Origin of the sequence: Gardnerella sp. KA01001 (assembly GCF_049244025.1) — a bacterium.
Taxonomy (GTDB): Bacteria; Actinomycetota; Actinomycetes; order Actinomycetales; family Bifidobacteriaceae; genus Bifidobacterium; species Bifidobacterium swidsinskii.
Map to the genome: position 1 here is coordinate 128,271 of NZ_CP058366.1, position 23,805 is coordinate 152,075.

Here is a 23,805-nt window from a genome sequence, read left to right on the forward strand (position 1 = left end):
CGAAACGTTGGATTGACTCGAGTGTCGCTAAATGCCACGCGAGAGACTACTTTATTTGCACACCACTAACAAAATAAACAATCAAGAAGTGCTAAACATTGCGGAAATATCAATCTAAAAATATTTAGCACTTCTCAATTAACAATCTATTCAGCAGCAGATGCGTTATTATTCAAATCAGCTGAAGCAGGCTGAGCATTTTGTGCTTGAGCTGCAGCAACCTTCTTAGCATGCTCTTCCGCAGACTCAATACCAATCTTCCAACCAGTCAACTTTGCAGCCAAACGAGCGTTCTGACCTTCTTTACCAATAGCAAGAGAAAGCTGAGCATCATGAATAAAAGCAACTGCAGTTTGATTCTTTTCACTCACTACTTGCACTTGTGTAGCAGTAGCAGGCGAAAGAGCAGCAGCAACAAACTTTGCTGGATCAGACGACCAATCGACAATATCAATTTTCTCTTGACCCAAGTTTTCCATTACAGCACGCACGCGTGAACCGCCAGGACCAATTAAAGCACCCTTTGGATTCACACCTTCAGTATTAGCTCTAACAGCAATCTTTGTGCGAGCTCCGGCTTCACGTGCAATCGACATAATAGAAACTGCTCCAGAAACAAGTTCCGGCACTTCTCGCTCAAAAAGACGACGAACTAATTCAGGATGTGAACGTGAAACAACAATTTCCGGACCACGCAGACCACGAGCAACATTTACAACATATACGCGAATACGCTCACCATGGCGGTAACGTTCACCTGGAACCTGCTCGCGACGCGGCAAAATAGCTTCAACGTCTCCAACAGCAACGTGAATGTTAGTACTATCTTTTGCGTCTTGTTGAATAATGCCGTTAATAAGCTTTCCTTTTTGACCAGAAAACGCACCAAACACGCGATCATCTTCAGCTTTACGGAAAATTTGACTAATAACTTGACGAGCCGTTGCAGCAGCTAAACGACCAAAATCATGAGGAGTATCGTCATACTCCTCTCCCAGCGTTGGAGCTGGATACGGGTTATCTTCAGTAGGTTTACCAGGAATTTCATCCCTAGCCCACACAGTGAACGAACCTGCACGTTCGTCCAATTCAACTCGCACATGCTTTGCAGGATGAGCGGTTTTCATATACGCAAGACGCAAGGCCTCGGCGAGCGCCTCGTCCAGCTCCTCGGCATTAATCCCCTGCTGTGCCGCAAGCTGATGCATTCCCGCCAAATCCAATTCCATCGCGCACGTCCTCTCGTTATAACGCATTAATTTATGATTATTAATTGTAACTATTAAAGCACACTTATTTTTTCTTCTAACGACAGTTAGCTTTAATTGTTGCAGACTTAGAACAAATACCAAATTAATAAATCGATATTGGTCACAGTCAGTGGCTATTTTAGTAGATTATGCAGACACTTTATGTTTTGTTAAATGACATGCGCAAACAAGTAAAACGCAGTATTGCCAGAGCACTCGTGCTTCTTATATGCGTTTTAATATCTCCACTGCTAACAGCCTGTGGAACATTACAAAACATTCACGTCGAGCATACAGTTCACACAGCAGCTCCAGAAAATGCATGTGCTAAAGCATACAGACTTGCGCAAAAAAAGCAGCGCGAAATCAAAAAGAACCAAAACAACACATCCATTAAGAATTTTGAAACCGCAGCAAAATATTGGAAAACTGTCGCTCAGCAATGCCCAGGAAGATTAAGTGAAAGCATTATATACAGCACGCAAGCTCAATGGGAAATGCTTTCGAAGAAAAATAGTAACGAAAATTCAAATAATGTAAGCAATAAAAGCGGAAACGAAAGCTCAGAAAATACAAAAACTACAACAGCGCAACAAATGGAGCACGATTCATACGCGAATCTTATAGAAGTAATAAATCATTACAAAAACTTCAAATGGACACATCAACCCTTAGCTCAAGCTGCAGAAGCTGAAGACAAACTTGCTTTTATTTTACAAACACTAGCAGCGAGAAAAGAGCAAAATATAACATTGGAATACAGCGATATGGCGTCGACAAACGCTCAAACTCTTATGCGAGTTGCAGGAGAAGGAACAGACTTGCGCAAAAAAGTTTACGATATTCCTCAAGAGACGTTAGAAAGCGGAAAAACACATGATTCAGTAAGCGGAAAAGATCTGCCGATTACCGCTATAGCTTACATGGATTGCGCTAGAGAAGAACTAGCTGCTTTTAATCAAATAATAACGATTACGTCAAAAAATAATAATGCATCCGAGAATAACGTTACTGCAAAAAGCGATGATAACGATTCTGTAATGCGCGCCCAACAAACTCTTAAAAATGCAATTGTGCAATTAATCACATCTAGACTGTTAAGAGCTTATGAACTTGGGTATCCTACTGATACAAAGCTTATTTTGAAGTAAAACTTAACCTTGGGGCTTTTAGCCTATAGGGCATTCCCTTTTACACACAAAATAGGACTTAACCACAAACGCGAGATAAGTTGCGCACGTTTGGAGCAATTTCCAAAACAAAACGCTCCAAACACGAGGAGACTCTCTCACAGATGGAGGGTCACACAACCTCAAACACTCCAAACGCGAGAGAAAGTTCGCGCGGATTAGGGTTATAGGCCAAAAAGTGTGTAAGAAATCATGTCTTAGATCTTGCAATACAAGGGTTTTGCGGTAATCGAATCTGTTTTCTGCACATTCGCCACCTGGACAAAAAGTGTGTAAAAAATAAGCTCATAACCCTTATAGCAGTAAGGCTCGCAGTATATCGAATGTAGGTTATTTCTTATGTTAAGCGGCGTTCGAAGCATGTATTAGCTGAGTATTTAACAATAAATCGTCAAAGGCTGTTACTAACGCAGATTACGTACTGCGCGAGTAACATATGACCGTTACTTTCTTAAGATACTTGACTGAGTTTTTAACAGTGCTGAGGCTAGTTTATGCCACAGAATACTCATCAGCTTAGCTTTACACACTTTTTGGCCTATAACCCTAAAAAGCTTCAAGCGCGAAATACGGCAACACAAACCTAACACACTACGTTAAACACACTAGCCCACACTTTCTGCGTCTTTATTGACGCAGAAAGACCTCGCTTGCGTTGGAAGCACACTGTGCTTCCAACCTGAGCAAGCTCGGCAGAATAAAAAAGCTTCAAGCGCGAAATACGCTTGAAGCTTATTATTCTGCGGATGAAGCGAGATTCGAACTCGCGGAGGATTTTACCCTCACACGCTTTCGAGGCGTGCTCCTTAGACCGCTCGGACATTCATCCACTTACGATTCGCGCAACAAAATCGCGCGCAAACGCAACTTTTCAATTGTAAACCATGGCGCGAATATAAATTTATGGCGAGTTGAAACGCTATAACTCAGCAGAATCACGGCGAGCGCGAATCTTTTCTGCACGCTCTGCAAGCTCATTATCTGGCGGATACGCCACATATTCTAAAGTCAAACCTTGCGGCGCAATAGGACCAGTAGAACCTTCTCGAAGCGGCGTATTAATCTTCTCAACAAACCAATCAAGCGTGCGCTTACCACACCCAATCTGCACACAAGCTTGCACAAGAGAGCGCACCATATTGTGAGCGAAAGCATCAGCAACAATAGTAAACTCAAGCAAACCCTGCTCAACAGGCGGCACGCATCCAGTTTTAAGCTTAACGCGCACGTCATTAGCACGCGTTCCCACGCGTTCCCAACAGGCACTTTTTACATCGCGAATAGTAGTGCCTCCAGGATTAGGGCGCGCAAAAGATCCAAAATCGTGAAGGCCAATCATAAGCCTCGCAGCCTGGTTCATTGCATCAACATCCAAAACATCATCAAGTTTCAAAACAAAACCGCGCATACGAGGGTCATAATCACAATAATCAGAAGCGTCGCAAATACGATACACATACGTGCGCTCTAACGCAGAAAAGCGTGCATCAAAACCAATGGGCGCAACGCTAACCTTATGCAACGAAATATCTTGTGGCAAAACATGCTTAAGCCTGTACTCGAGCGCGCAAACACCGTCCAATCCGGTATGACCTACGCATCGCAATAAAGTTTCTTCACAAACATCAAGATGACAAACCTGATGCGATGCATGCACGCCCGTATCCGTACGTCCAGCCACAGTAAGGCGCAACGGCTCAGCAGAATCCCCTTCTGGAACGCGCAATACTGTATGCAAAGCCCCCTCAATTTCACCCTGCACGGTGCGCAAAGTAGGCTGCTTAGCCCAACCGTAAAATCCGCCGCCATCATACGCTAAATCTAAGCGAAGTCGCATTTAAAAAACCTTCCATTCGTCATAACTAAATAATTCCGCAATTAAATTCCGTTTACAGTTGCTTCCGCTTAGTATTACTTTCCATCTACAGTTACTCATAAAGCTTGCTTCACCACAGTTACTTCACGCCTACGCCAGCAACAGCAGCAATAATTCCGCGTATAAGCTCATAAGACTTCGCATCCAAGTGCGTTGCCATTCCAAGTAATTTTGGCACAAGCTCAGACCAATGAGAACCCAATAAATCAAAAGTAGGATAACCTAAACTCGACAAAACGTTATACACACTATCAATCCTGCGTTTTCGTTCCTCAACAGGCAAATCAAACATCCAAGAATTCATAGCTTTTGCGATTGCAGCAGCGCGAGCAGTAACTTCATCTCGATAGTCAAAATCACCATCCTCAACATGCCAATACATGCCAAAATGTTGCATTAAACCAACAGAATCAGCCCTAGCTACTTTATATGGCAATCCATTATCCATAAGAAGCCCAATAATCGAAGATTGCGGCACAACTTTCTCTATTCGACTTGCCACGCACGAAAAAACGCTAGTATCTACTACATCATTTGCAAAACCCGGCCCATCCATTGAATAAATTTTAGATACAAGATTGCCAAGTTTTTCATTTTCCGCATCCAATCGCATAGTAGCATAGGACGCCATATTCCCACCTTTTGAATGACCTGTGACAATAATATTCGGGCTGTTATTGCGCTTGTTATTATTATCGCGCTTATTATTGTTATCGCAATTGTCACGCTTCGAATTAGTTGATTTTGCGAAAAACGAGGAAATTTTTTGTAATAAACTAGCTTTTTTTGCAATATATTTACTATATCTTTGTGTTACAGAAATTAAATATTCTGCTGCTGACTCCTGAGCTGGAATTGGGCAGCGAAAGGCCATATTAAAATCTTCTTTCCACCCAACAAGCGTATTATCAGTTCCTCTAAAAGCAACAACAATAGTATTCGGATTATCAATTCCTTCACAAGAACTAAGGTCAAAAGTAACACCAGCAAACTGCTGTTCACAAGATTCATGAGCATTCGATTTATCAAATCGTTCAAGAATTTCCCCTACTTTAATACCTCTGTAGCGCGGATTAGCTGCAACTGCAAAAAGTAACTCTTGACGAAACTTATCAACCTTAGCTACTCCAGAAGAAAACATCGACGAAAAATCTTCAAAACGTAGCAGATCGTAAATAGGCGTAGTCGAAATAACTTTTGACTCACTGTTATATAGCGGAATAGATTTTGGCATATTTATGTATGAAAGCTCACACAAAATCAAAGCATCAACAGAATTAAAACTTCTTTGAGCAAAAGTACGAAAATCGCTTCTTACTTGATCCAAAATATTCGGCATAACTTAATAATAATACAAACAAAAAACGAGCCGAGGAAATCCTCGACTCGTTTTAGCAATTCTTCAAGAAGCGATTAAACGCTTGCTTTAAGATTCACTTTACCGATGCGTAAAGCTGGAATGCAAACTACTCGGCAGCTTCTTCTTTAGCTGCAACCTTGGTAGCTGCTTCAGCTTCCTTCACAACAGCCTTCTTTGGGCTTACTGGCTCAGTTACGAGCTCAATAATTGCCTGAGGAGCGGTATCACCACGACGTGGAGCAATCTTCACGATACGTGTGTAACCACCTTCACGCTGCTTCATCTGCTCAGCAATCTGAGTGAAAAGCACGTGAACCACGGACTTGTTGCGAATTACACGCAACACACGACGACGCGAATGCAAATCGCCACGCTTAGCGAACGAAATCAAACGCTCAGCAAGCGGACGAAGACGCTTTGCCTTTGGCAACGTCGTTACGATACGACCGTGCTGGAAGAGGCTGGTCGCCATATTGGCCAGCATCAGGCGCTCATGAGCCGGGCTAGAAGCCAGACGAGGGCCTTGTTTCGGTGTAGGCATTATTACTCCTTATTGTCGCATCGTTCAGGTGGGCATCAACCCGAACATCCGAACGTTACGACGATTGCAGGCGGAACTTACTCGTCTTCAGGCGAGAAGAAAGTGCCACCTTCGAGATTATTGGCGTCGAAGCCAATCGGTGAAGCCTTCAAAGACAGACCCATTGCCTGCAACTTCTCTTTAACTTCATCGATGGATTTCATGCCGAAATTACGAATATCGAGCAAATCCTGCTCAGTGTGAACTACCAGTTCGCCGACTGTATGAATACCCTCACGTTTCAAGCAATTATAGCTACGCTGAGTAAAATTCATATCTTCAATCGGTATAGCCAACTGAGAATCAGCTTCATCATGAGTTGGCGCTGGACCAACTTCAACACCTTCAGCATCAACGTTAAGCTCACGGCAAAGACCGAAAAGCTCAACTAAAGTCGAGCCTGCAGATGCAACTGCATCACGCGGTGTAATAGCTGGCTTGGTTTCCACATCCAGGATGAGCTTATCGAAGTCCGTGCGCTGTTCCACGCGGGTAGCTTCGACCTTATAGCTCACCTTCAAAACTGGTGAGTAGATCGAATCCACAGGGATGCGGCCGATTTCGCTGTTCTCCTGCTTGTTCATCTGAGCTGGCACGTAGCCGCGACCGCGTTCAACAGTAAACTCAATTTCAAGTTCACCATCTTCTGCGAGTGTAGCAATATGCAAGTCAGGATTAGCAATAGTAACACCGGCTGGAGGAGTAATATCTCCAGCAGTGGCCTCACCTTTACCATTCTTGCGCAAATACATCACTACAGGCTCGTCGTACTCACTCGTGAGCACGATGCCCTTGATGTTCAGCAGAATTTCAGTGACATCTTCTTCAACACCTGGCAGAGTCGTAAACTCATGCAAAGCTCCAGAGATGCGAACCGAAGTAACGGCAGCACCTGGAATAGAGCTTAACAAGGTACGACGCAGCGAATTGCCGAGAGTGTAGCCAAAACCTGGTTCCAGCGGCTCAATAGTAAAGCGAGAACGCTGGGGATTCAGTGATTCCTCGGTAAGTGTCGGACGCTGTGCGATAAGCACTTTGGTATCCTTTCAGCTTCTGGTCGGTGGTGCACTCGCCGCCCATAAGCGGGTTGGATGGATGGATTCGTAAGAGTGCTCAGACGCGGCGACGCTTTGGTGGGCGTACGCCGTTATGCGCTTGTGGGGTAACGTCGGTAATAGAACCAACTTCGAGACCCGCGGACTGGAGGGAACGGATAGCGGTTTCACGACCGGAACCTGGACCCTTAACAAACACGTCGACCTTCTTGAGGCCATGCTCCATTGCCTTGCGTGCAGCAGACTCAGCAGCCATACCTGCAGCGTAAGGAGTCGACTTACGGGAACCCTTAAAGCCGACATCACCGCCGGAAGCCCAAGAAAGGACTGCACCGGATGGATCGGTAATGGAGATAATCGTGTTATTGAATGTTGATTTAATATGCGCCTGCCCAACCGGCACCGACTTGCGGTCCCGGCGACGCGGCTTGCGCGAGGCTTGCTTTGCAGCTGCCATTGACCCTCGTTTCCTAATGACGAATGAGTTGGTATGTCTAGACGATGGAAATATATCCGTGGCCTAGAGCCGACCACCGACTACTATCGGGTGGCCTTCTTCTTCCCGGCGACAGTACGCTTCGGACCCTTGCGAGTACGAGCATTAGTCTTAGTACGCTGACCACGCACAGGAAGACCCTTGCGATGACGCTGGCCTTGATAGCAGTTGATCTGAATCTTACGACGGATGTCAGCGTCAATCTCACGACGCAAATCGCCTTCAATCTTGTAATTGGCCTCAAGATAATCACGCAAGGTGATCAGCTGTTCATCCGTAAGATCCTTGACGCGAGTGTCCGGATTAACACCGGTCGCGGCAAGCGTTTCCTTAGCGCGAGTACGACCAACACCAAAAATGTAGGTGAGGGCAATCTCAATGCGCTTCTCATTGGGAATATCTACTCCGGCAAGACGTGCCATTGTAATTCCTTTACTGTTACGCAGGTCGTGCACCAAGTCTTCCGCACTAATAGAAATTAAGTGCGGCCTGGGCCTGCGCACCCAGGGTTCAGCTTAGGCTGTGACTTAGCGCCTTATTCTTTGTATTCCGCGATGGAAATCTGCTCAGCCCTGACGCTGCTTATGACGTGGGTTAATGCAGATCACCATGACGCGGCCGTGACGGCGGATCACGCGGCAGTTTTCGCAGATCCTCTTCACGCTAGGGCTGACCTTCATGGTTTTCCTTTGCTTGTACCTTACTTATAACGGTACGTAATACGCCCACGATTTAGATCGTAAGGGCTCATTTCTAGCACTACACGATCTTGAGGAAGAATGCGAATATAATTTTTACGCATCTTACCAGAAATCGTAGCTAAAACAATGTGCTCATTCTCAAGCTGAACGCGAAACATCGCATTTGGTAGTGCTTCTACTACCGTGCCTTCGACTTCAATCACACCGTCTTTTGCCATGAGCCTCGTTCCGTTCCTTGGGCATACTACTTTGCGCATCCGAAGACACGCCAATCTTTTATAATACAGTAAATGCGTCCCATTCAACACTCGGCGTGTCGAACAGAACGCATTTTACTTTTTAAATTTAAAAACGCACTACTTAATTAAGTGATTCAACAATGCGATTATTGATTTCCTTAATATCTCCAACGCCATCTACTTCAACCAACTGACCGCGGCTATCATAGATATCAAGCAATGGAGCTGTTTCCTTCTCATACGTTTCTAAACGCTTAGCAATTACTTCTGGAGTATCGTCAGAACGACCTTGCTCCACTGCACGCTTTTGCATGCGTTCGAGCAAAACATCGCGCTCAGCCTCGAGAGCCACAACGTGATCGAGAGGAGTGCCAAGCTCTTCCAACATACGATCCAAAGCTTGAACCTGAGAAGCGTTGCGAGGATAACCGTCGAGAATCCAGCCGCTCTTTGCATCGTCCTGAGCAAGACGATCCTTAACAATGCTGTTAGTCAGCTCATCTGGAACCAACTCGCCCTTGTCAAGATATCCCTGAACCTGTTTTCCAAGCTCAGTATGATTCTTAAGGTTATAGCGGAAAATATCACCAGTAGAAATCGCTGGAATGCCATAATGCTCACTTAACAAAGCGGCCTGAGTGCCTTTTCCAACGCCCTGTGGACCCATAATTAGTAATCGCATATTCATCTCCTTAGCTCACTAACTGTAGTTACTTAGATACTTGCTTTTGCTCATCATGCTTGAACAAGAAACCAGCATACTGGAATTGTTCAGTCTGAGCCTTTGCTTGACGCAACGTATCCAAACCAACGCCAGCAATAATCAAAATTGTTGTACCACCAAATGGCAATTTTGTATTCAAATGCAAAGCCATAATCAAAACGGTAGGAATCAATGCAACAAAGAGCAAATAAATAGCACCGACAGTATTCAACCTATTCATAACATAGCTAAGATAATGACTTGTAGCACTACCAGCGCGAATGCCTGGTATGAAGCCACCATACTCTTTCATGTTATCTGCAGTCTCATCAGGATTAAAAGTAATCTCTGTGTAGAAGAAGCAGAAGAACACAATCATTACTGTGTAAAACGCAATATACCAAGCAGAAGTGGAATTAGCCAAATTAGCTTCAATCCAATTCACCCAAGCCTTGCTCTTATCTCCAAACTGAGCAATAAGGGTAGGAACAGCAAGAATTGACGAAGCAAAGATTGGTGGAATAACACCACTCATATTTACCTTTAATGGCAAATAAGTCGAAGAGCCGCCATACATTTTTCGGCCAATCATGCGACGCGTATACTGCACAGGAATACGACGCTGAGCAAGCTCAACAAAGTCAACAAATATGAGGATAACAATCAAAACGCCACCAACAATAGCGAACTTATTCCAATCGCCATTAGAACCGTTGGTTCCCCAACCAATCTCCCAAAGCTTTGGTAAGAAGCCAGAGCAAATAGACATAAAGATTAAGACAGACATGCCTTGACCGATACCCTTATCGGTAATGAGTTCTGCCATCCACATAATAAGACCAGTGCCGCCAGTCATGATCAAAACCATGACAATAAGGCTCCACATGCTTCCGTCTGGAATAATATTATTTCCGCACTGATAATTAAACAAAGCACCCGTACGTGCTGTTACCAAAATCGTAGTAGATTGCAAAATTGCCAATCCAATAGTTAGGTAACGCGTGTACTGCGTAAGCTTTGTTTCTCCAGACTGACCTTCCTTATGAAGAGCTTCGAAGCGAGGAATAACCACGCGCAAAAGCTGAATCACAATGGAAGCAGTGATGTAAGGCATAACACCCAAAGCAAAAATAGAAAGCTGCAACAGCGAGCCACCTGAGAACAAGTTAACTAACCCAATAAAGTTCTCGCTCGATGAAGCTAATTTAACAGTGCAAGCGTGCACAACTTTATAGTCCACACCCGGAATCGGAATAAATGAACCAATACGATAAATAATTATCATAGCGAAGACGAAGAGGATCTTGTTCCTCAACTCCTTCGTCCTGAAGGCCTGGATTAACGTTTTCACCTGGGTCTTCCTCCCTTTTTTCGCGCACTCCTAGGCGCAACAGTGCAAAAAACAAACTCTGAGACGATAGTTTAACCCACGGTACCTACTGAAATAGGTTATTGTGAGTTTTGGTGATAAAAATAGTCCCTCTAGACAATGCTAGAGGGACTATCACAGATTTATAACTGCATCAAGCTTTAAGTAGCCTTTAACTACTCTTCGCTGATGGAGCCGCCGGCAGCCTCAACCTTTGCCTTAGCAGAAGCAGAAGCCTTCATACCCTTAAGAGTCAAAGCAACAGTCAATTCACCATCGCCAAGAACCTTTACAGGATAGCCATCACGTACAGCGCCCTTAGTAATAAGGTCAGCTACAGTAACCTCGCCACCCTTTGGGAAAAGGTCAGCAAGATCTGCAACGTTGACGACTTGGAATTCCTTCTTGAAAGGACTCTTGAAGCCACGCAACTTAGGCAAGCGCATGTACAGTGGGAGCTGACCACCTTCGAAGCCAGGACGAACCTGATAACGCTTCTTTGTGCCCTTATCACCACGACCTGAGGTCTTACCCTTAGAGCCTTCACCACGACCTACACGGATGCGATCCTTCTTAGCTCCTGGAGCTGGACGCAACGTGTGCATATGCAGCATTGGTTCTTCGTTAGCCATAATCAGTCGACCTCCTCGACGCTCACCAAGTGACGAACGGCCATAACCAAGCCACGATTGACGGGGGTGTCCTCGCGAACTACGCTGTGACCAATCTTATGAAGGCCGAGCGTATGAACATTCGCGCGCTGGCGCTCAGTTGTATGAACTAAACCATGCACCAGAGTGATCTTCAAATTTGACATCACTCACCATCCTTTGCTTCAGATGCCTTGGCGGCCTGAGCTTCTTCGCGAGCCTTGCGAGCTTCGGCAATGCCAGCAGCACGCTCACGGAGCAAAGCATCAGGAGCGACTTCCTCAAGAGAAAGACCACGACGAGCAGAAATCTCTTCTGGCTCTTCGAGCTTCTTCAAAGCGTCCACAGTAGCACGCACTACGTTTACAGCAGTTGCAGAGCCCATGGACTTGGTGAGGATGTCCGTGATGCCGGCGCATTCCATAACAGCGCGTACAGCACCACCAGCAATTACACCAGTACCTGGAGCAGCTGGACGGAGCAACACAGTACCAGCAGCATCGTGACCGAGCACTGGATGAGTGACGGTGCCACGAATGCGTGGAACAGTGAACATATGCTTCTTAGCGTCAAGCTGACCCTTAGCAATAGCAGCTGGAACTTCGCGAGACTTGCCGTAACCAACACCAACAGTGCCCTTACCGTCGCCAACAACAACAAGTGCTGCAAAGCTAAAGGTACGACCACCCTTGTGGGTCTTGGAAACACGGTTAATAGTAACTACGCGATCCAGAAGCTCTTCGCCACGGTTTTCTTCACGACGATTACGACGTTCGCCGCGTTTACCCTCGCCCTTGTTACGGCGAGAACGACGATCATCGTTACGCTCCTCAGCGGATGCCTGAGTGTTCTGAGTTTCTTCAGCCACTTGGGTTTCCTTTTCGTTGTCGCTCACAGTGCCAGACCTCCCTGACGGGCGCCTTCAGCCACTGCTGCGACGCGACCATGATATTTGTTACCGCCACGGTCGAAGACTACAGCGGTGATACCCGCTTCCTTCGCCTTAGCCGCTACTAATTCGCCAACCTTGGTTGCAGCTTCAGTCTTCGTGCCAGTGAAACCAGCGAAGTCAGCAGTCAAAGTGGAAGCACTTACCAAAGTAATTCCCTTGGTATCATCCACAATCTGAGCAACCATATGACGGTTAGAACGGGAAACAACTAAACGAGGACGTTCAGATGTGCCGGCAATGTGCTTACGAAGACGGGCGTGACGACGCAAACGTGCGACTTTGGTACCCTTACCGAAAATCTTAACGCTCATATCACTTACCAGCCTTTCCAGCCTTGCGCAGGATACGTTCATCGGTGTACTTAATACCCTTACCCTTGTAAGGTTCTGGAGCACGAAGCTTACGAATGTTAGCAGCAACCTGACCAACAGTCTGCTTATCGGTGCCCTTTACGATTACCTGGTTAGGATTTGGCAACTCGAACTCAATACCTGCCGGTGGTTGAACGGTAATAGTGTGAGAATAACCGAGCGAGAACTCAATGCCCTTGCCCTTCATCACTGCACGATAACCGGTACCGACAATATCCAAAGTCTTGGTGTAGCCTTCATGTACACCCTTCACCATAGAAGCAACAATTGCGCGAGCCAAACCATGCTTTGCACGAGTTGGACGCAAATCGTCAACTGGAGTCAGAACAATCTGATTGTCAGCGACTGCTGCGGTGATTCCCTCTGGAATTTCATAAGAATCAGAACCCTTAGCGCCTTTGACGCTGAAGGACTGACCTTCAATCTTTACTTCCACGCCTGCAGGAATGTCGACGGGGAGCTTACCAATATGCGATGCCATCTTCAGCTCTCCTTTCTCACCATACGTAGGCGACGATTTCGCCGCCAATGCCTCGATCGAGGCATTCCTTCTGAGTCAACAATCCCGAGCTGGTCGAGATAATAGCAATACCGAGGCCACCAAGAGGCATTGGCAAAGCATCAGACTTTGCGTAACGACGCAAGCCTGGCTTAGAAATGCGCTTGATGCCTTGGATAGAACGCTGGCCATTGGAGCCATACTTCAACGTAATTTCCAACGTCTGTCCAACCTTAGCTTCCTTAGCAGCGAAGTCCTTAATATAGCCTTCGTGCTTCAGAATCTCGGCGATATTCGCCTTGAATTTGGAGTACGGCATTTCCACGGTATCGTGCTTTGCCGCGCTCGCATTACGCAGACGTGTCAACATGTCTGCGATTGGATCTGTCATTGTCATGTGGGCTAACGCCCTTTCTCGCCGTGGTTTCCACCGCCTCTATATGAGAACTTTGTCTTCAAGCAGTGGACCTTCAGCGTCGATATTTACCAACTGGACTTCGTAACACCCGGCAACTCACCGCGATGAGCCTTCTCACGAAGGCAGATGCGGCACAGACCGAACTTGCGATACACGGAGTGAGGACGACCACAAACCTGGCAACGCGTATAAGCGCGTACCTTGAACTTCGGCTTGGCGGCCGCCTTGTTTTTCAGAGCGGTTTTTGCCATTTCAGTTCTCCTTGAATGGGAAACCGAGGTGCTTAAGCAAAGACTTGGCCTCCACATCGTCCTTGGTGGTAGTCACCACGGTGATGTCCATACCACGCTGATGATCAATCGAGTCAGGATCAATCTCATGGAACATAGACTGTTCCGTAAGACCAAAGTTGTAATTACCCTGACCGTCAAACTGGTTGCCATTGATACCACGGAAATCGCGGATACGAGGCAAAGCCAGAGTGAGCAAACGATCCAAGAATTCCCACATACGATCGCCACGAAGAGTTACGTAAGCACCGATAGCCTGACCTTCGCGCAAATGGAACTGAGCGACAGACTTCTTTGCCTTAGTTACCTTTGGCTTCTGGCCGGCAATCAAAGTGAGATCCTTAATCGCACCTTCAATGAGCTTAGAATCACGAGCTGCAGCGCCGACACCCATAGAGACGACAACCTTCTGCACGCGAGCCACCTGCATAGGATTAGTGTGGCCGAATTCTTTCTCCAAGGCTGGTACGATTTCATCCTTGTATTGTTGCTTTAAGCGCGGAGTTGCCGGCAACTCAACTGTAGTATCGGTCATGCCAGCTCCTTTCCGGACTTCTTGGCGACACGCACGCGCACGGTCTTAACCTTGCCGTCACGAGCCTCTTGCTTAACAATCACGCCAACGCGTGTAGGCTGCTTGGTCTCTGGATCAATAACCATCACATTAGAGCGATGGATTGGAGCCTCAACCGAAACAATGCCCGCCTGCTGACCCTGCTGGGTGGCGCGAACGTGCTTCTTAACGATCTGAACGCCTTCTACAATCAAACGGTCATCGGCTAGTACACGAACTACTTTGCCTTCCTTACCGCGATCCTTGCCGCGAATGACCTTCACCTGGTCGCCGGACTTAATCTTGGCTACCATATCAGATCACCTCCGGAGCAAGGGACACAATCTTCATGAAGCGCTGATCACGCAATTCACGACCGACTGGTCCGAAGATACGAGTGCCTTTTGGTTCACGACCGGAGCCGAGAATTACGGCGGCGTTCTCATCGAACTTAATATAGGAACCATCGACACGGCGATGCTCCTTGACAGTACGGACGACGACAGCCTTAACTACGTCGCCTTTCTTGACCGACCCGCCAGGGATCGCGTCCTTGACGGAGGCGACGATGATGTCGCCGATGCCGGCATAGCGTCGCTTCGATCCACCGAGCACGCGGATGGCAAGTAACTCCTTAGCACCCGTGTTGTCGGCGACATGAAGCCGCGTTTCCTGCTGAATCATTGATTCTCCTTAGCCGAGCTGGTTCTCCCCACTCACCTGTGTCTACACATTAGCAGACACAGGTGAAGCGCGGAGCCTTGCCGAACTTGTTTACTTGGCGCGCTCGATAATCGAGTCGAGACGCCAACGCTTGGTCTTGCTCAGTGGCCGAGTTTCCATAATACTCACGAGGTCGCCAATATGTGCCTCATTGTGTTCATCATGGGCTTTGACCTTGCGGGTGGAGCGAACGACTTTACCGTAAAGCGGGTGTGTCGAACGCTGCTCCAGCTCAACGGCGATTGTCTTGTCCATGGCCTCGGACACGACGTAGCCGCGACGAACCTTGCGGAAGTTGCGCTCTTGGTTCTCAGCCATGCTTACTTCTCCTTGACCTCAGTGGCGCCAGGCTCTTGGCTGATGCCGAGTTCACGCTCACGCAGGATAGTATACATCCTGGCAATGTCGTGCTTGACCGCCTTGAGGCGAGCGCTGTTTTCGAGTTGACCAGTTGCTGCCTGGAAGCGCAAGTTAAATAGCTCTTCCTTAGACTTCTTCAAGAAGCCTTCAATCTCAGCATTTGTCTTCTCGTTCAAATTCTTGATGGTGTAGTCTGCAGTTCCGACTGGCATCAGATGTCACCGCCTTCACGCGCAATAACACGGCATTTCATTGGGAGCTTATCGATAGCGCGGCGCAAAGCCTCGCGAGCGATGTCCTCAGAAACACCACCGATCTCGAACATTACGCGTCCTGGGTGGATGTTGGCAATCCAGAATTCTGGAGCACCCTTACCGGAACCCATTCGCGCACCAAGCGGGTGCTTGGTTAATGGACGATCTGGGAAGATCGTAATCCACACACGACCGCCACGCTTAATGTAGCGAGTCATTGCGATACGAGCTGCCTCGATCTGTCGGTTAGTGATGTAAGCCGGAGCCAGCGCCTGAATACCAAAATCGCCGAAAGCGATCTCGGTGCCACCCTTAGACATGCCGCTACGGGTAGGACGGTGCTGCTTACGATATTTAGTCCTCTTTGGGATAAGCATCTGCTCACTCCTTCGTTTCCGTTGCGGCAGGAGCTTCAGCAGCTGCAGCTTCAGCTGGCTTTTCAGCCTGTGCTTCAGCAGCCTTCTGCTGGTTAGCAGGACGTGCGCCACGACGTGGACGACGATCGCCACCACGACGACCTTCACGCTTACCCTGCTGAGCCTGCTGCTCTTCGAACTCACGCTCGGTCATATCACCCTTGTAGATCCAGACCTTTACGCCGATACGACCGTATGTGGTCTTAGCTTCAAAGAAGCCGTAATCAATCAAGGCACGAAGGGTCTGCAGTGGAACGCGACCCTCGCGATAGAACTCAGAGCGGCTCATTTCGGCACCACCAAGGCGACCGGAGAGCTTGATACGGATACCCTTGGCACCTGCACGCATTGCATCTTGCTGTGCCTTACGCATAGCACGACGGAATGTAACACGGTTTGTCAACTGCTCCGCAATTCCCTGAGCAACCAACTGAGCGTCAAGTGCAGCGTTCTTCACTTCGAAGATGTTGAGCTGTACTTGCTTGCCTGTGAGCTTCTCGAGCTTTGCGCGAACACGCTCAGCTTCAGCGCCACGACGACCGATGATAATACCCGGACGAGCAGTGTGAATATCTACACGAACGCGATCACGAGTGCGCTCGATAACGATACGAGATACGCCAGCACGCTCGAGGTCATGGCTCATTTCCTTGCGAATCTTGTCATCCTCAAGGACGAAGTCACGATAACGCTCGCCAGCTTTGTTGGAGTCAGAGAACCACTTAGAGCGATGATTCTCGGTGATGCCCAGGCGATAGCCGAAAGGATTGATCTTCTGACCCATCTTTAGCGGGCTCCTTCCTTAAGCGAGACGATAACAGTGATATGGCTTGTGCGCTTGTTAATGCGCGCAGCGCGACCCTGTGCACGAGCACGGAAACGCTTAAGCGTTACACCCTCGTCCACATAGGTTTCCTTGATGACCAAGTCCTGCTCACGGAATGGTTCACCGGCTTTTTCAGCCTTAACGCGAGCGTTAGCAATCGCGCTTTCAAGAACCTTGCGCACCGGCAATGATGCGTCCTGAGGAGCAAACTTCAAAATGGTAATAGCTTCGCTTGCACGCTTGCCTCGGATGAGGTCGACCATGCGGCGAGCCTTGCGCGGCGTCACGCGAACGTGACGAGCGATTGCTTTAGCTTCCATGTGTCCTAACTCTCCTTTAGCGGCGTGCCTTTTTGTCGTCCTTCACATGACCCTTAAAGGTCTTGGTCGGGGCGAACTCACCGAGCTTATGACCAACCATGGCTTCGGTAACGAATACCGGCACATGCTTGCGGCCATCATGTACGGCAAAGGTGTGTCCAATGAAATCAGGAGTGATCATCGAACGACGCGACCAAGTCTTAATGACATTGTGCGTACCCTTGTCGTTTTGCTCGTCGACTTTCTTCTGCAAGTGGGCGTCGACGAAAGGGCCCTTCTTGATGCTACGAGTCATCTATTCGACACTCCCTTACTTGCGGTTCTTACCATTCGGGCGACGACGAACAATCATCTTGTTCGAAGCCTTCTTTGGACGACGTGTACGAACCTCGCCCTTGCCCCATGGAGAAACTGGTGGCTTACCACCACGGGTGCGACCACCATGTGGATGGTCCACAGGGTTCATGGATTCGCCTCGGGTGATTGGTCTACGACCAAGCCAACGTGCGCGACCTGCCTTACCAAGCTCGATATTGGCGTGATCGGAATTACCTACTTCGCCAACAGTAGCGCGGCAACGAGCGTCCACGTTACGAATTTCGCCAGATGGCATACGCAACTGCGCATAAGCACCATCCTTAGCGACGAGCTGAACAGCAGCACCAGCGGAACGAGCAATCTTCGCACCACCAAGTGGACGAAGCTCAATTGCGTGAACCACGGTACCAGTTGGGATATTCTTCAGAGGCAGGTTGTTGCCTGGCTTAATATCAGCCTGAGCGCCGGTCTCAATAACATCACCCTGGGCAACGCCTTCAGGAGCGATAATGTAACGCTTCTCACCGTCTGCGTAATGCAACAAAGCGATGCGAGCGGAACGGTTAGGGTCATACTCAATATGAGCGACCTTTGCTGGCACGCCATCCTTGTCCCAACGCTTGAAGTCGATGAGACGATACTGACGCTTGTGACCACCGCCGCGATGGCGAGAAGTCATGCGGCCGTAAGAGTTACGACCACCAGTCTTGCTGAGTTTGCGTACCAGCGACTTTTCAGGCGTAGAACGCGTGATCTCGGCAAAATCCGAAACCGAAGCGTTGCGACGGCCTGCAGTCGTCGGCTTATAAACGCGGATAGCCATAATATAGTATTCCTTTACTTTTCTCGGCTAGCCTTCAGTTACCAAAGATGTCAATCGTTTGACCTTCAGCCACGGTGACAATAGCACGCTTCTGGTTCACACGACGGCCGAAACCGGTGCGAGAGCGCTTCAACTTGCCAGCGCGGTTCAAAGTGTTAACGTTTGTCACCTTGACCTTGAAGATTTCTTCGATAGCCTGCTTGATCTGAACCTTGTTAGCATCTGGAGCCACTACGAAAGTGTACTGACCACGATCAGAAGCTGCGTAACTTTTTTCAGAAACAACTGGCTTAAGAATTACGTCATGTGCTGGGTTATGGACTGCGACCATTTAAATCAGGCCTCCTTAACGACAGGCTCGGTCTTAGCAGCAACGAAGGCTTCGAAGCCTTCCTTGGAGAAGACGACGTACTGAGCTGTAACAACATCGTAAGTGTTGAGCTGATCAGCGAAGATCACGTGAACAGTTGGAATGTTGCGTACAGACATCCACTCATTGATGTTCTCACGAGAAAGAACAACAGTAGTGAATTGGTTATTGGTCACAGGAGTAAGTGCTGCAACAGCTGTCTTGGTGGATGGAACATCCTTAATACCAAAGTCAACTACAGCAATACGTCCAGCATTTGCACGATCCGAAAGAACGTAGCGAAGAGCAGCTGCCTTCATCTTCTTCGGGGTGCGCTGATCGTACTTACGAGGAACTGGACCGTGAACAACGCCACCATGTACCCACTGAGGAGCACGAATGGAACCCTGGCGAGCACGACCGGTGCCCTTCTGCTTCCATGGCTTCTTACCGCCGCCGGAAACATTAGCACGATTCTTCACAGCATGGGTGCCCTGACGAGCAGCAGCAAGCTGAGCGATTACGACCTGATGAACCAGTGGACCGTGAGCTAAAACGTCTTCGTTGGAGATGCCGAAAATTTCAGCAGGAGCTTCAACGGTTCCGTTTGCATTGCCCTTAGTATCAGTGACGTTCAGAGTTACGTTTGCCATAATTATCAGGCTCCCTTCACTGCCGAACGGACGAGAACGATTGCGCCCTTAGGACCTGGAACAGCGCCCTTAATAGCGAGAATGCCGTTCTCGACATCCGAAGAAACGATGGTGAGGTTAAGCGCGGTGGAAGTCACATGACCCATGCGACCAGCCATACGCTTGCCCTTCAAAATGCGGCTTGGAGTTGCGCAAGCGCCCACAGAACCTGGGCGACGTTCGTTCTTGTGCGAGCCGTGAGTACGACGATAGGACTTGAAGCCCCAACGCTTGATAGTGCCAGCAAAACCCTTACCCTTGGTAGTGCCAGTGACATCTACTTCAGAACCCTCAGCGAACAATTCAGCAGTCAATTCCTGACCTGGCTGATAATCTGCCGCGTTCTCGGTGCGCACCTCAGCGAGGTGACGACGAGGAGTTACACCAGCCTTTGCAAAATGACCAGCCAATGGCTTAGTCACCTTGGTAGGATCAATCTGGCCGTAACCGAGCTGTACTGCGCAATAACCGTCAGACTCTACAGTCTTTACAGCGGTAACTACGTTAGTAGCAACTTCAACCAGAGTTACGGGGACGAAGAAGCCGTTTTCATCCCAAACCTGCGACATACCCAGCTTGCGGCCGAGCAATGCAGTGCGATTCTTATTCTGCGACATTACTTTCTCCCCCTTCCTACAGCTTGATCTCGATGTTTACATCCGCAGGCAGGTCAATGTGCATCAAAGAATCCACAGCCTTTGGCGTTGGATCTACGATGTCAATGAGACGCTTATGAGTGCGCATCTCGAAATGCTCGCGAGAATCCTTGTATTTATGAGGAGAACGGATAACAACAAACACGTTCTTCTCGGTCGGCAGAGGAACCGGACCCACCACTGTGGCGCCCGCGTTCGTCACCGTCTCGACGATTTTCTTCGCCGATTGGTCGATGACCTCATGGTCATAGGACTTAAGCCTGATGCGGATTTTCTGTCCCGCCATTGCCGTCCGCCCTTTCTAGCGATTCGTTTACTGTTTACCAACCTGAATTCAAGGGCACCGGCGAGAATAAACCCCTAGGGTAATTCCACATCAGTGCGCGGCATCAGAAACCTATTCATACAAAAAAAATTTCGATTCAAAGTTTTTGCTTCCGCGCTCGCTTTTTTTAATTACAATATGCGAGCCTTAAAACAGGCAACTAAGTAATTAAACCATCAACCTTCGATTATTAAAAACCGGGCGTGTCGGCTATTTTCCAACAAAAAATGGCAGAAACTACAATTAGTTGAGCTTCTGCCATTATTAACTAGATATGCAAATAATTACGCCGCTTCACGCTCCAAACGCATGCGATGACCTTCTTCTTGAGAAACACCATAATATGCGGCAATAGCAATATCCTTCATATCCTCAATTTGCGGAATACGAGGATTTGCAGGCGCACACTGATCTTCGTAAGCACGCATGCCAATATTGTCAAGTATCGACCAGTAGTACGCTTCGTCTACGCCACAAGCCTTAAACGAAGCGTCCATGCCAAGCTTTTCATTTCGATACTCTTCAACAGCACGAGCAAGATTTTCAACGCCTTCTTCAGGAGTTTTACCAGGATCTACACCAAGATTCTTAGCGATCTCCTGATACCTCTCAAGAGCAATATAGCGGTTGTACTTTGGCCAGCTAGTTGGCTCTTGCGGAATTTGACCGTTATAGCGAATAACGTAAGGCAGCAAAATTGCGTTCGTATGACCGTGTACAACGTGGCACAAAGCACCAATAGTATGAGCCATAGCGTGGCACATTCCTAAGAATGCAGAACCAAACGCCATTCCAGCCATAGTAGCTGCATTATGCATTTTTTCTTTTGCTTCAATCTTGCGCTGAGAATCTTCACAATTCACAGAATCGTTGAGATTTTCCCAAATAAGTTTCGAAGCGTGCAAAGCCATAGCATCCGTAAAATCATTTGCGTAAACAGAAACATAAGCTTCCATAGCATGAGTTAAAGCATCAAAACCAGAATCGCACGCCAATCGACGCGGCTGAGTACGAGCCAAAACAGGATCGACTATTGCGACCGTTGGAGTCAAAGCGTAATCCGTAATAGGATACTTGTATCCAGTCTTGTGATCTGTAATAACAGCGTAAGGCGTAACTTCAGAACCAGTTCCGGAAGAAGTTGGTATGCAAATAAGCTTAGCTTTGCTACCAAGAGGCGGAATCTTAAATGCGCGCTTACGAATATCGAAGAACTTTTCTCGCAAATCAGCGAAAGAAATCTCCGGATGCTCATACATAAGCCACATAATCTTAGAAGCATCCATTGGAGAACCGCCACCAACAGCAATAATTGTGTCTGGCTGGAATTCGTCACGCATCATTGCGGCGCCACGCTCAACTGTTTCAACGCTTGGCTCAGGCTCAACGTAATCAATAATACGGAAGCTAACGCGATTATCTCGAGCACGAAGCTGATCAACAATCTTATCGACTACGCCAAGTTGCTCCATAACCTTATCGCACACAATAACTGCGCGCTCAACGCCATACATATCCCTCAAATAACGAATAGCATTCGGCTCAAAATAAGTTTTAGCCGGAATCTTGAACCATTGCATATTATTATTCCTTCGTGCAATACGCTTAATATTAAGAAGATTTATAGCTTGTACGTTGCCAGAAACGGAATTTCCACCATAAGATCCGCATCCAAGAGTAAGCGAAGGAGCAATCGCGTTGTAAATGTCTCCAACGCCACCAAGAGATCCAGGAGAATTCCAAACAATTCTGCAAGCATGCATACGAACACCATATTCGCGCACAAGATCTTGATTATTTGTGTGAATTACAGCAGTGTGACCAGCTCCATGCACAAGCATCTGTTCACACATCTTGAAGCCTTGTTCCTTATTTTCTGCGCGAAGCATTGCGTGTACAGGAGCGAGCTTTTCCATAGTAAGCGGCTCCATTTCGCCAACTTCTTTGCACTCTGCAACCAAAATCACAGCATCTTCTGGAATTTCAAATCCAGCTTCGTGCGCAATATATTGCGGAGACTTACCAGGAACAACAGAATTAAGTTTTGGCGTATTTCCAGAATATGCAGTGCATCCAAACATATATTGTTCAAGCTTAGCTTTTTCGTCAGCGTTAACAAAATATGCTTTCCTGTGCTTCAATTCGCGAAGCAATGGCTCATATACATCCTTATGCGCAATAATTGCTTGCTCTGTTGCACAAATCATTCCGTAATCAAAATGCTTTGAAAGAATCAAATCGTTTACAGCACGCACAATATCAACATCACTATCGACATATGCAGGAGCATTTCCAGCACCAACACCAAGAGCAGGTTTTCCTGAAGAATACGCCGCCTTAACCATTCCAGGACCGCCTGTTGCAAGAATAGTTGCGATCTTTGGATGTTTCATCAATGCACCAGTAGCTTCAATTGAAGGATGCTCAATCCACTGAATGCAATCTTTTGGCGCGCCTGCAGCCACAGCAGCATCGCGAACAATTCGAGCTGCTTCAGAAGAGCACTTTTGCGCGAAAGGATGGAATCCAAAAATAATTGGGCAACGAGTCTTAAGTGCAATAAGCGACTTAAAAATAGCTGTAGAAGTTGGGTTTGTAACTGGAGTGACGCCTGCAACAATACCAACCGGTTCAGCTATTTCGTCAATTCCGAGAACATCGTCCTCGCGAATAATACCAACTGTTTTTTGACCTGCTAGATAATGCGTAATATGTTCGCATGCAAAGATATTTTTTGTAGCTTTATCTTCTACTAAACCACGACCTGTTTCATCAACAGCCATCTTTGCAAGAACCAAATGTTTATTCAACGCTGCCACTGAAGCTTTAGCAACAATATGATCAATTTGCTGCTGATTAAGCTTCTCAAACTCATTCAAAGCGACAGTTGCTTTTTCAACAAGTTTATCAACTTCATTTTGAGCAGCTAACGCAATGTCATCAGCACTAGCAGTTTTGCCAGTTTCGGCTTGGTGTTGTGCCTCAACCATGAGTATCCTCCTCGATAGTTCCACCAGCGGTATCAATAGACTTATGAACAAACTAATTTAGTATTCACCGCTAAATATGTGATACAAGTCACAATTTAGTCTCTTTGCTGTACTTTCGCATCTTTGAAGCGAGTTGCGCTATTTATGAGCGAGCTTTATCCTCTATTGTTCGTTATTTGTTCTTTTTTGTAATGATTTATG

General features: G+C 47.4%; 34 protein-coding genes and 1 tRNA gene. 1 reads left to right on the top strand and 34 read right to left on the bottom strand.

The genetic code is table 11. The features are described from left to right. Positions 1–146 precede the first annotated feature (146 nt). Positions 147–1,229, bottom strand: a complete 1,083-nt coding sequence (nusA, locus tag HXT59_RS00555; protein WP_116440348.1) for a transcription termination factor NusA — start codon at positions 1,227–1,229, stop codon at positions 147–149. A gap of 170 nt (positions 1,230–1,399) precedes the next feature. On the opposite strand from nusA, the gene HXT59_RS00560 reads away from it, so the two are divergent. After that, positions 1,400–2,401 (top strand): hypothetical protein, encoded by a 1,002-nt coding sequence (locus HXT59_RS00560; RefSeq protein WP_415685056.1) that lies wholly within the window; start codon positions 1,400–1,402, stop codon positions 2,399–2,401. A 782-nt stretch (positions 2,402–3,183) separates the two neighbouring features. On the opposite strand, the gene HXT59_RS00565 is transcribed toward HXT59_RS00560, so the two are convergent. The 33 genes from HXT59_RS00565 to adhE all read right to left on the bottom strand — a co-directional run bounded on the left by HXT59_RS00565 (position 3,184) and on the right by adhE (position 23,604). Next, positions 3,184–3,269: transfer RNA gene (locus HXT59_RS00565), tRNA-Ser, on the bottom strand. A gap of 90 nt (positions 3,270–3,359) precedes the next feature. After that, complete coding sequence (locus tag HXT59_RS00570) at positions 3,360–4,277, bottom strand: tRNA pseudouridine synthase A (protein ID WP_012913829.1); 918 nt, start codon at positions 4,275–4,277, stop codon at positions 3,360–3,362. A gap of 118 nt (positions 4,278–4,395) precedes the next feature. After that, positions 4,396–5,655 carry an Mbeg1-like protein gene (locus HXT59_RS00575; protein WP_004109646.1) on the bottom strand — a complete coding sequence of 420 codons (1,260 nt, stop codon included), beginning with the start codon at positions 5,653–5,655 and terminating at the stop codon, positions 4,396–4,398. Between the two features lie 127 nt (positions 5,656–5,782). Then, a complete protein-coding gene (gene rplQ / locus HXT59_RS00580; protein ID WP_004129014.1) occupies positions 5,783–6,217 on the bottom strand; it encodes a 50S ribosomal protein L17 in 435 nt (144 codons plus the stop codon). A 77-nt stretch (positions 6,218–6,294) separates the two neighbouring features. Further along, positions 6,295–7,290, bottom strand: coding sequence for a DNA-directed RNA polymerase subunit alpha (locus HXT59_RS00585; RefSeq protein WP_004574084.1), 996 nt, complete (start codon positions 7,288–7,290; stop codon positions 6,295–6,297). 79 nt (positions 7,291–7,369) lie between these two features. After that, the gene (gene rpsK / locus HXT59_RS00590; protein WP_004105468.1) at positions 7,370–7,768 is read right to left on the bottom strand and encodes a 30S ribosomal protein S11; all 399 of its coding nucleotides are present in this window, start codon (positions 7,766–7,768) and stop codon (positions 7,370–7,372) included. An 83-nt stretch (positions 7,769–7,851) separates the two neighbouring features. Further along, on the bottom strand, positions 7,852–8,229 hold the full coding sequence (gene rpsM / locus HXT59_RS00595) for a 30S ribosomal protein S13 (RefSeq protein ID WP_004105472.1): 378 nt from the start codon (positions 8,227–8,229) through the stop codon (positions 7,852–7,854). Between the two features lie 144 nt (positions 8,230–8,373). Next, complete coding sequence (gene rpmJ, locus HXT59_RS00600) at positions 8,374–8,487, bottom strand: 50S ribosomal protein L36 (RefSeq protein ID WP_003842636.1); 114 nt, start codon at positions 8,485–8,487, stop codon at positions 8,374–8,376. A 20-nt stretch (positions 8,488–8,507) separates the two neighbouring features. Beyond that, entirely contained in the window at positions 8,508–8,726 is a 219-nt protein-coding gene (gene infA, locus HXT59_RS00605; protein WP_004105485.1) for a translation initiation factor IF-1, read from the bottom strand. 142 nt (positions 8,727–8,868) lie between these two features. After that, complete coding sequence (locus HXT59_RS00610; RefSeq protein ID WP_012913828.1) at positions 8,869–9,429, bottom strand: adenylate kinase; 561 nt, start codon at positions 9,427–9,429, stop codon at positions 8,869–8,871. Between the two features lie 28 nt (positions 9,430–9,457). Beyond that, entirely contained in the window at positions 9,458–10,801 is a 1,344-nt protein-coding gene (gene secY / locus HXT59_RS00615) for a preprotein translocase subunit SecY (RefSeq protein WP_004574086.1), read from the bottom strand. A gap of 194 nt (positions 10,802–10,995) precedes the next feature. Next, positions 10,996–11,451 carry a 50S ribosomal protein L15 gene (gene rplO / locus HXT59_RS00620; RefSeq protein ID WP_004109667.1) on the bottom strand — a complete coding sequence of 152 codons (456 nt, stop codon included), beginning with the start codon at positions 11,449–11,451 and terminating at the stop codon, positions 10,996–10,998. Between the two features lie 2 nt (positions 11,452–11,453). Next, positions 11,454–11,636, bottom strand: coding sequence for a 50S ribosomal protein L30 (gene rpmD, locus HXT59_RS00625; protein WP_004105491.1), 183 nt, complete (start codon positions 11,634–11,636; stop codon positions 11,454–11,456). Beyond that, positions 11,636–12,364, bottom strand: a complete 729-nt coding sequence (rpsE, locus tag HXT59_RS00630; protein WP_004574087.1) for a 30S ribosomal protein S5 — start codon at positions 12,362–12,364, stop codon at positions 11,636–11,638. The genes rpmD and rpsE overlap by 1 nt, the downstream gene beginning before the upstream one ends. Beyond that, positions 12,361–12,732 carry a 50S ribosomal protein L18 gene (rplR, locus tag HXT59_RS00635; RefSeq protein WP_004109670.1) on the bottom strand — a complete coding sequence of 124 codons (372 nt, stop codon included), beginning with the start codon at positions 12,730–12,732 and terminating at the stop codon, positions 12,361–12,363. The genes rpsE and rplR overlap by 4 nt, the downstream gene beginning before the upstream one ends. A gap of 1 nt (position 12,733) precedes the next feature. Beyond that, positions 12,734–13,273, bottom strand: coding sequence for a 50S ribosomal protein L6 (rplF, locus tag HXT59_RS00640; protein ID WP_004109673.1), 540 nt, complete (start codon positions 13,271–13,273; stop codon positions 12,734–12,736). 16 nt (positions 13,274–13,289) lie between these two features. Then, entirely contained in the window at positions 13,290–13,688 is a 399-nt protein-coding gene (gene rpsH, locus HXT59_RS00645; RefSeq protein WP_004105495.1) for a 30S ribosomal protein S8, read from the bottom strand. 86 nt (positions 13,689–13,774) lie between these two features. Then, positions 13,775–13,960, bottom strand: coding sequence for a type Z 30S ribosomal protein S14 (locus HXT59_RS00650; protein WP_003808046.1), 186 nt, complete (start codon positions 13,958–13,960; stop codon positions 13,775–13,777). Between the two features lies 1 nt (position 13,961). Then, on the bottom strand, positions 13,962–14,534 hold the full coding sequence (gene rplE / locus HXT59_RS00655; RefSeq protein WP_004109679.1) for a 50S ribosomal protein L5: 573 nt from the start codon (positions 14,532–14,534) through the stop codon (positions 13,962–13,964). Beyond that, entirely contained in the window at positions 14,531–14,866 is a 336-nt protein-coding gene (rplX, locus tag HXT59_RS00660) for a 50S ribosomal protein L24 (RefSeq protein WP_012913827.1), read from the bottom strand. The genes rplE and rplX overlap by 4 nt, the downstream gene beginning before the upstream one ends. Before the next feature lies 1 nt (position 14,867). Then, a complete protein-coding gene (rplN, locus tag HXT59_RS00665; protein ID WP_004574089.1) occupies positions 14,868–15,236 on the bottom strand; it encodes a 50S ribosomal protein L14 in 369 nt (122 codons plus the stop codon). A 90-nt stretch (positions 15,237–15,326) separates the two neighbouring features. Next, positions 15,327–15,593 (bottom strand): 30S ribosomal protein S17, encoded by a 267-nt coding sequence (gene rpsQ / locus HXT59_RS00670; RefSeq protein ID WP_004114365.1) that lies wholly within the window; start codon positions 15,591–15,593, stop codon positions 15,327–15,329. 2 nt (positions 15,594–15,595) lie between these two features. Further along, positions 15,596–15,847, bottom strand: a complete 252-nt coding sequence (rpmC, locus tag HXT59_RS00675; RefSeq protein WP_004105502.1) for a 50S ribosomal protein L29 — start codon at positions 15,845–15,847, stop codon at positions 15,596–15,598. After that, positions 15,847–16,266: a 50S ribosomal protein L16 gene (gene rplP / locus HXT59_RS00680; RefSeq protein ID WP_004109684.1), complete on the bottom strand. Its 420-nt coding sequence runs from the start codon at positions 16,264–16,266 to the stop codon at positions 15,847–15,849. The genes rpmC and rplP overlap by 1 nt, the downstream gene beginning before the upstream one ends. Positions 16,267–16,270: 4 nt before the next feature. Continuing rightward, entirely contained in the window at positions 16,271–17,089 is an 819-nt protein-coding gene (rpsC, locus tag HXT59_RS00685; protein WP_004574090.1) for a 30S ribosomal protein S3, read from the bottom strand. Positions 17,090–17,091: 2 nt separating this feature from the next. Beyond that, positions 17,092–17,451, bottom strand: a complete 360-nt coding sequence (gene rplV, locus HXT59_RS00690; protein ID WP_004105510.1) for a 50S ribosomal protein L22 — start codon at positions 17,449–17,451, stop codon at positions 17,092–17,094. Between the two features lie 16 nt (positions 17,452–17,467). Beyond that, positions 17,468–17,746, bottom strand: a complete 279-nt coding sequence (gene rpsS / locus HXT59_RS00695) for a 30S ribosomal protein S19 (RefSeq protein WP_004114357.1) — start codon at positions 17,744–17,746, stop codon at positions 17,468–17,470. A gap of 15 nt (positions 17,747–17,761) precedes the next feature. Further along, positions 17,762–18,592, bottom strand: a complete 831-nt coding sequence (gene rplB, locus HXT59_RS00700; RefSeq protein ID WP_004574091.1) for a 50S ribosomal protein L2 — start codon at positions 18,590–18,592, stop codon at positions 17,762–17,764. Between the two features lie 34 nt (positions 18,593–18,626). Then, positions 18,627–18,923 carry a 50S ribosomal protein L23 gene (gene rplW, locus HXT59_RS00705; protein ID WP_004105515.1) on the bottom strand — a complete coding sequence of 99 codons (297 nt, stop codon included), beginning with the start codon at positions 18,921–18,923 and terminating at the stop codon, positions 18,627–18,629. Between the two features lie 5 nt (positions 18,924–18,928). Beyond that, entirely contained in the window at positions 18,929–19,594 is a 666-nt protein-coding gene (gene rplD / locus HXT59_RS00710; RefSeq protein ID WP_012913826.1) for a 50S ribosomal protein L4, read from the bottom strand. Positions 19,595–19,599: 5 nt separating this feature from the next. Next, on the bottom strand, positions 19,600–20,250 hold the full coding sequence (gene rplC, locus HXT59_RS00715; RefSeq protein ID WP_004105519.1) for a 50S ribosomal protein L3: 651 nt from the start codon (positions 20,248–20,250) through the stop codon (positions 19,600–19,602). A 16-nt stretch (positions 20,251–20,266) separates the two neighbouring features. Then, on the bottom strand, positions 20,267–20,575 hold the full coding sequence (rpsJ, locus tag HXT59_RS00720) for a 30S ribosomal protein S10 (RefSeq protein ID WP_003808013.1): 309 nt from the start codon (positions 20,573–20,575) through the stop codon (positions 20,267–20,269). 323 nt (positions 20,576–20,898) lie between these two features. Then, on the bottom strand, positions 20,899–23,604 hold the full coding sequence (adhE, locus tag HXT59_RS00725) for a bifunctional acetaldehyde-CoA/alcohol dehydrogenase (protein ID WP_421783911.1): 2,706 nt from the start codon (positions 23,602–23,604) through the stop codon (positions 20,899–20,901). Positions 23,605–23,805: the final 201 nt, after the last annotated feature.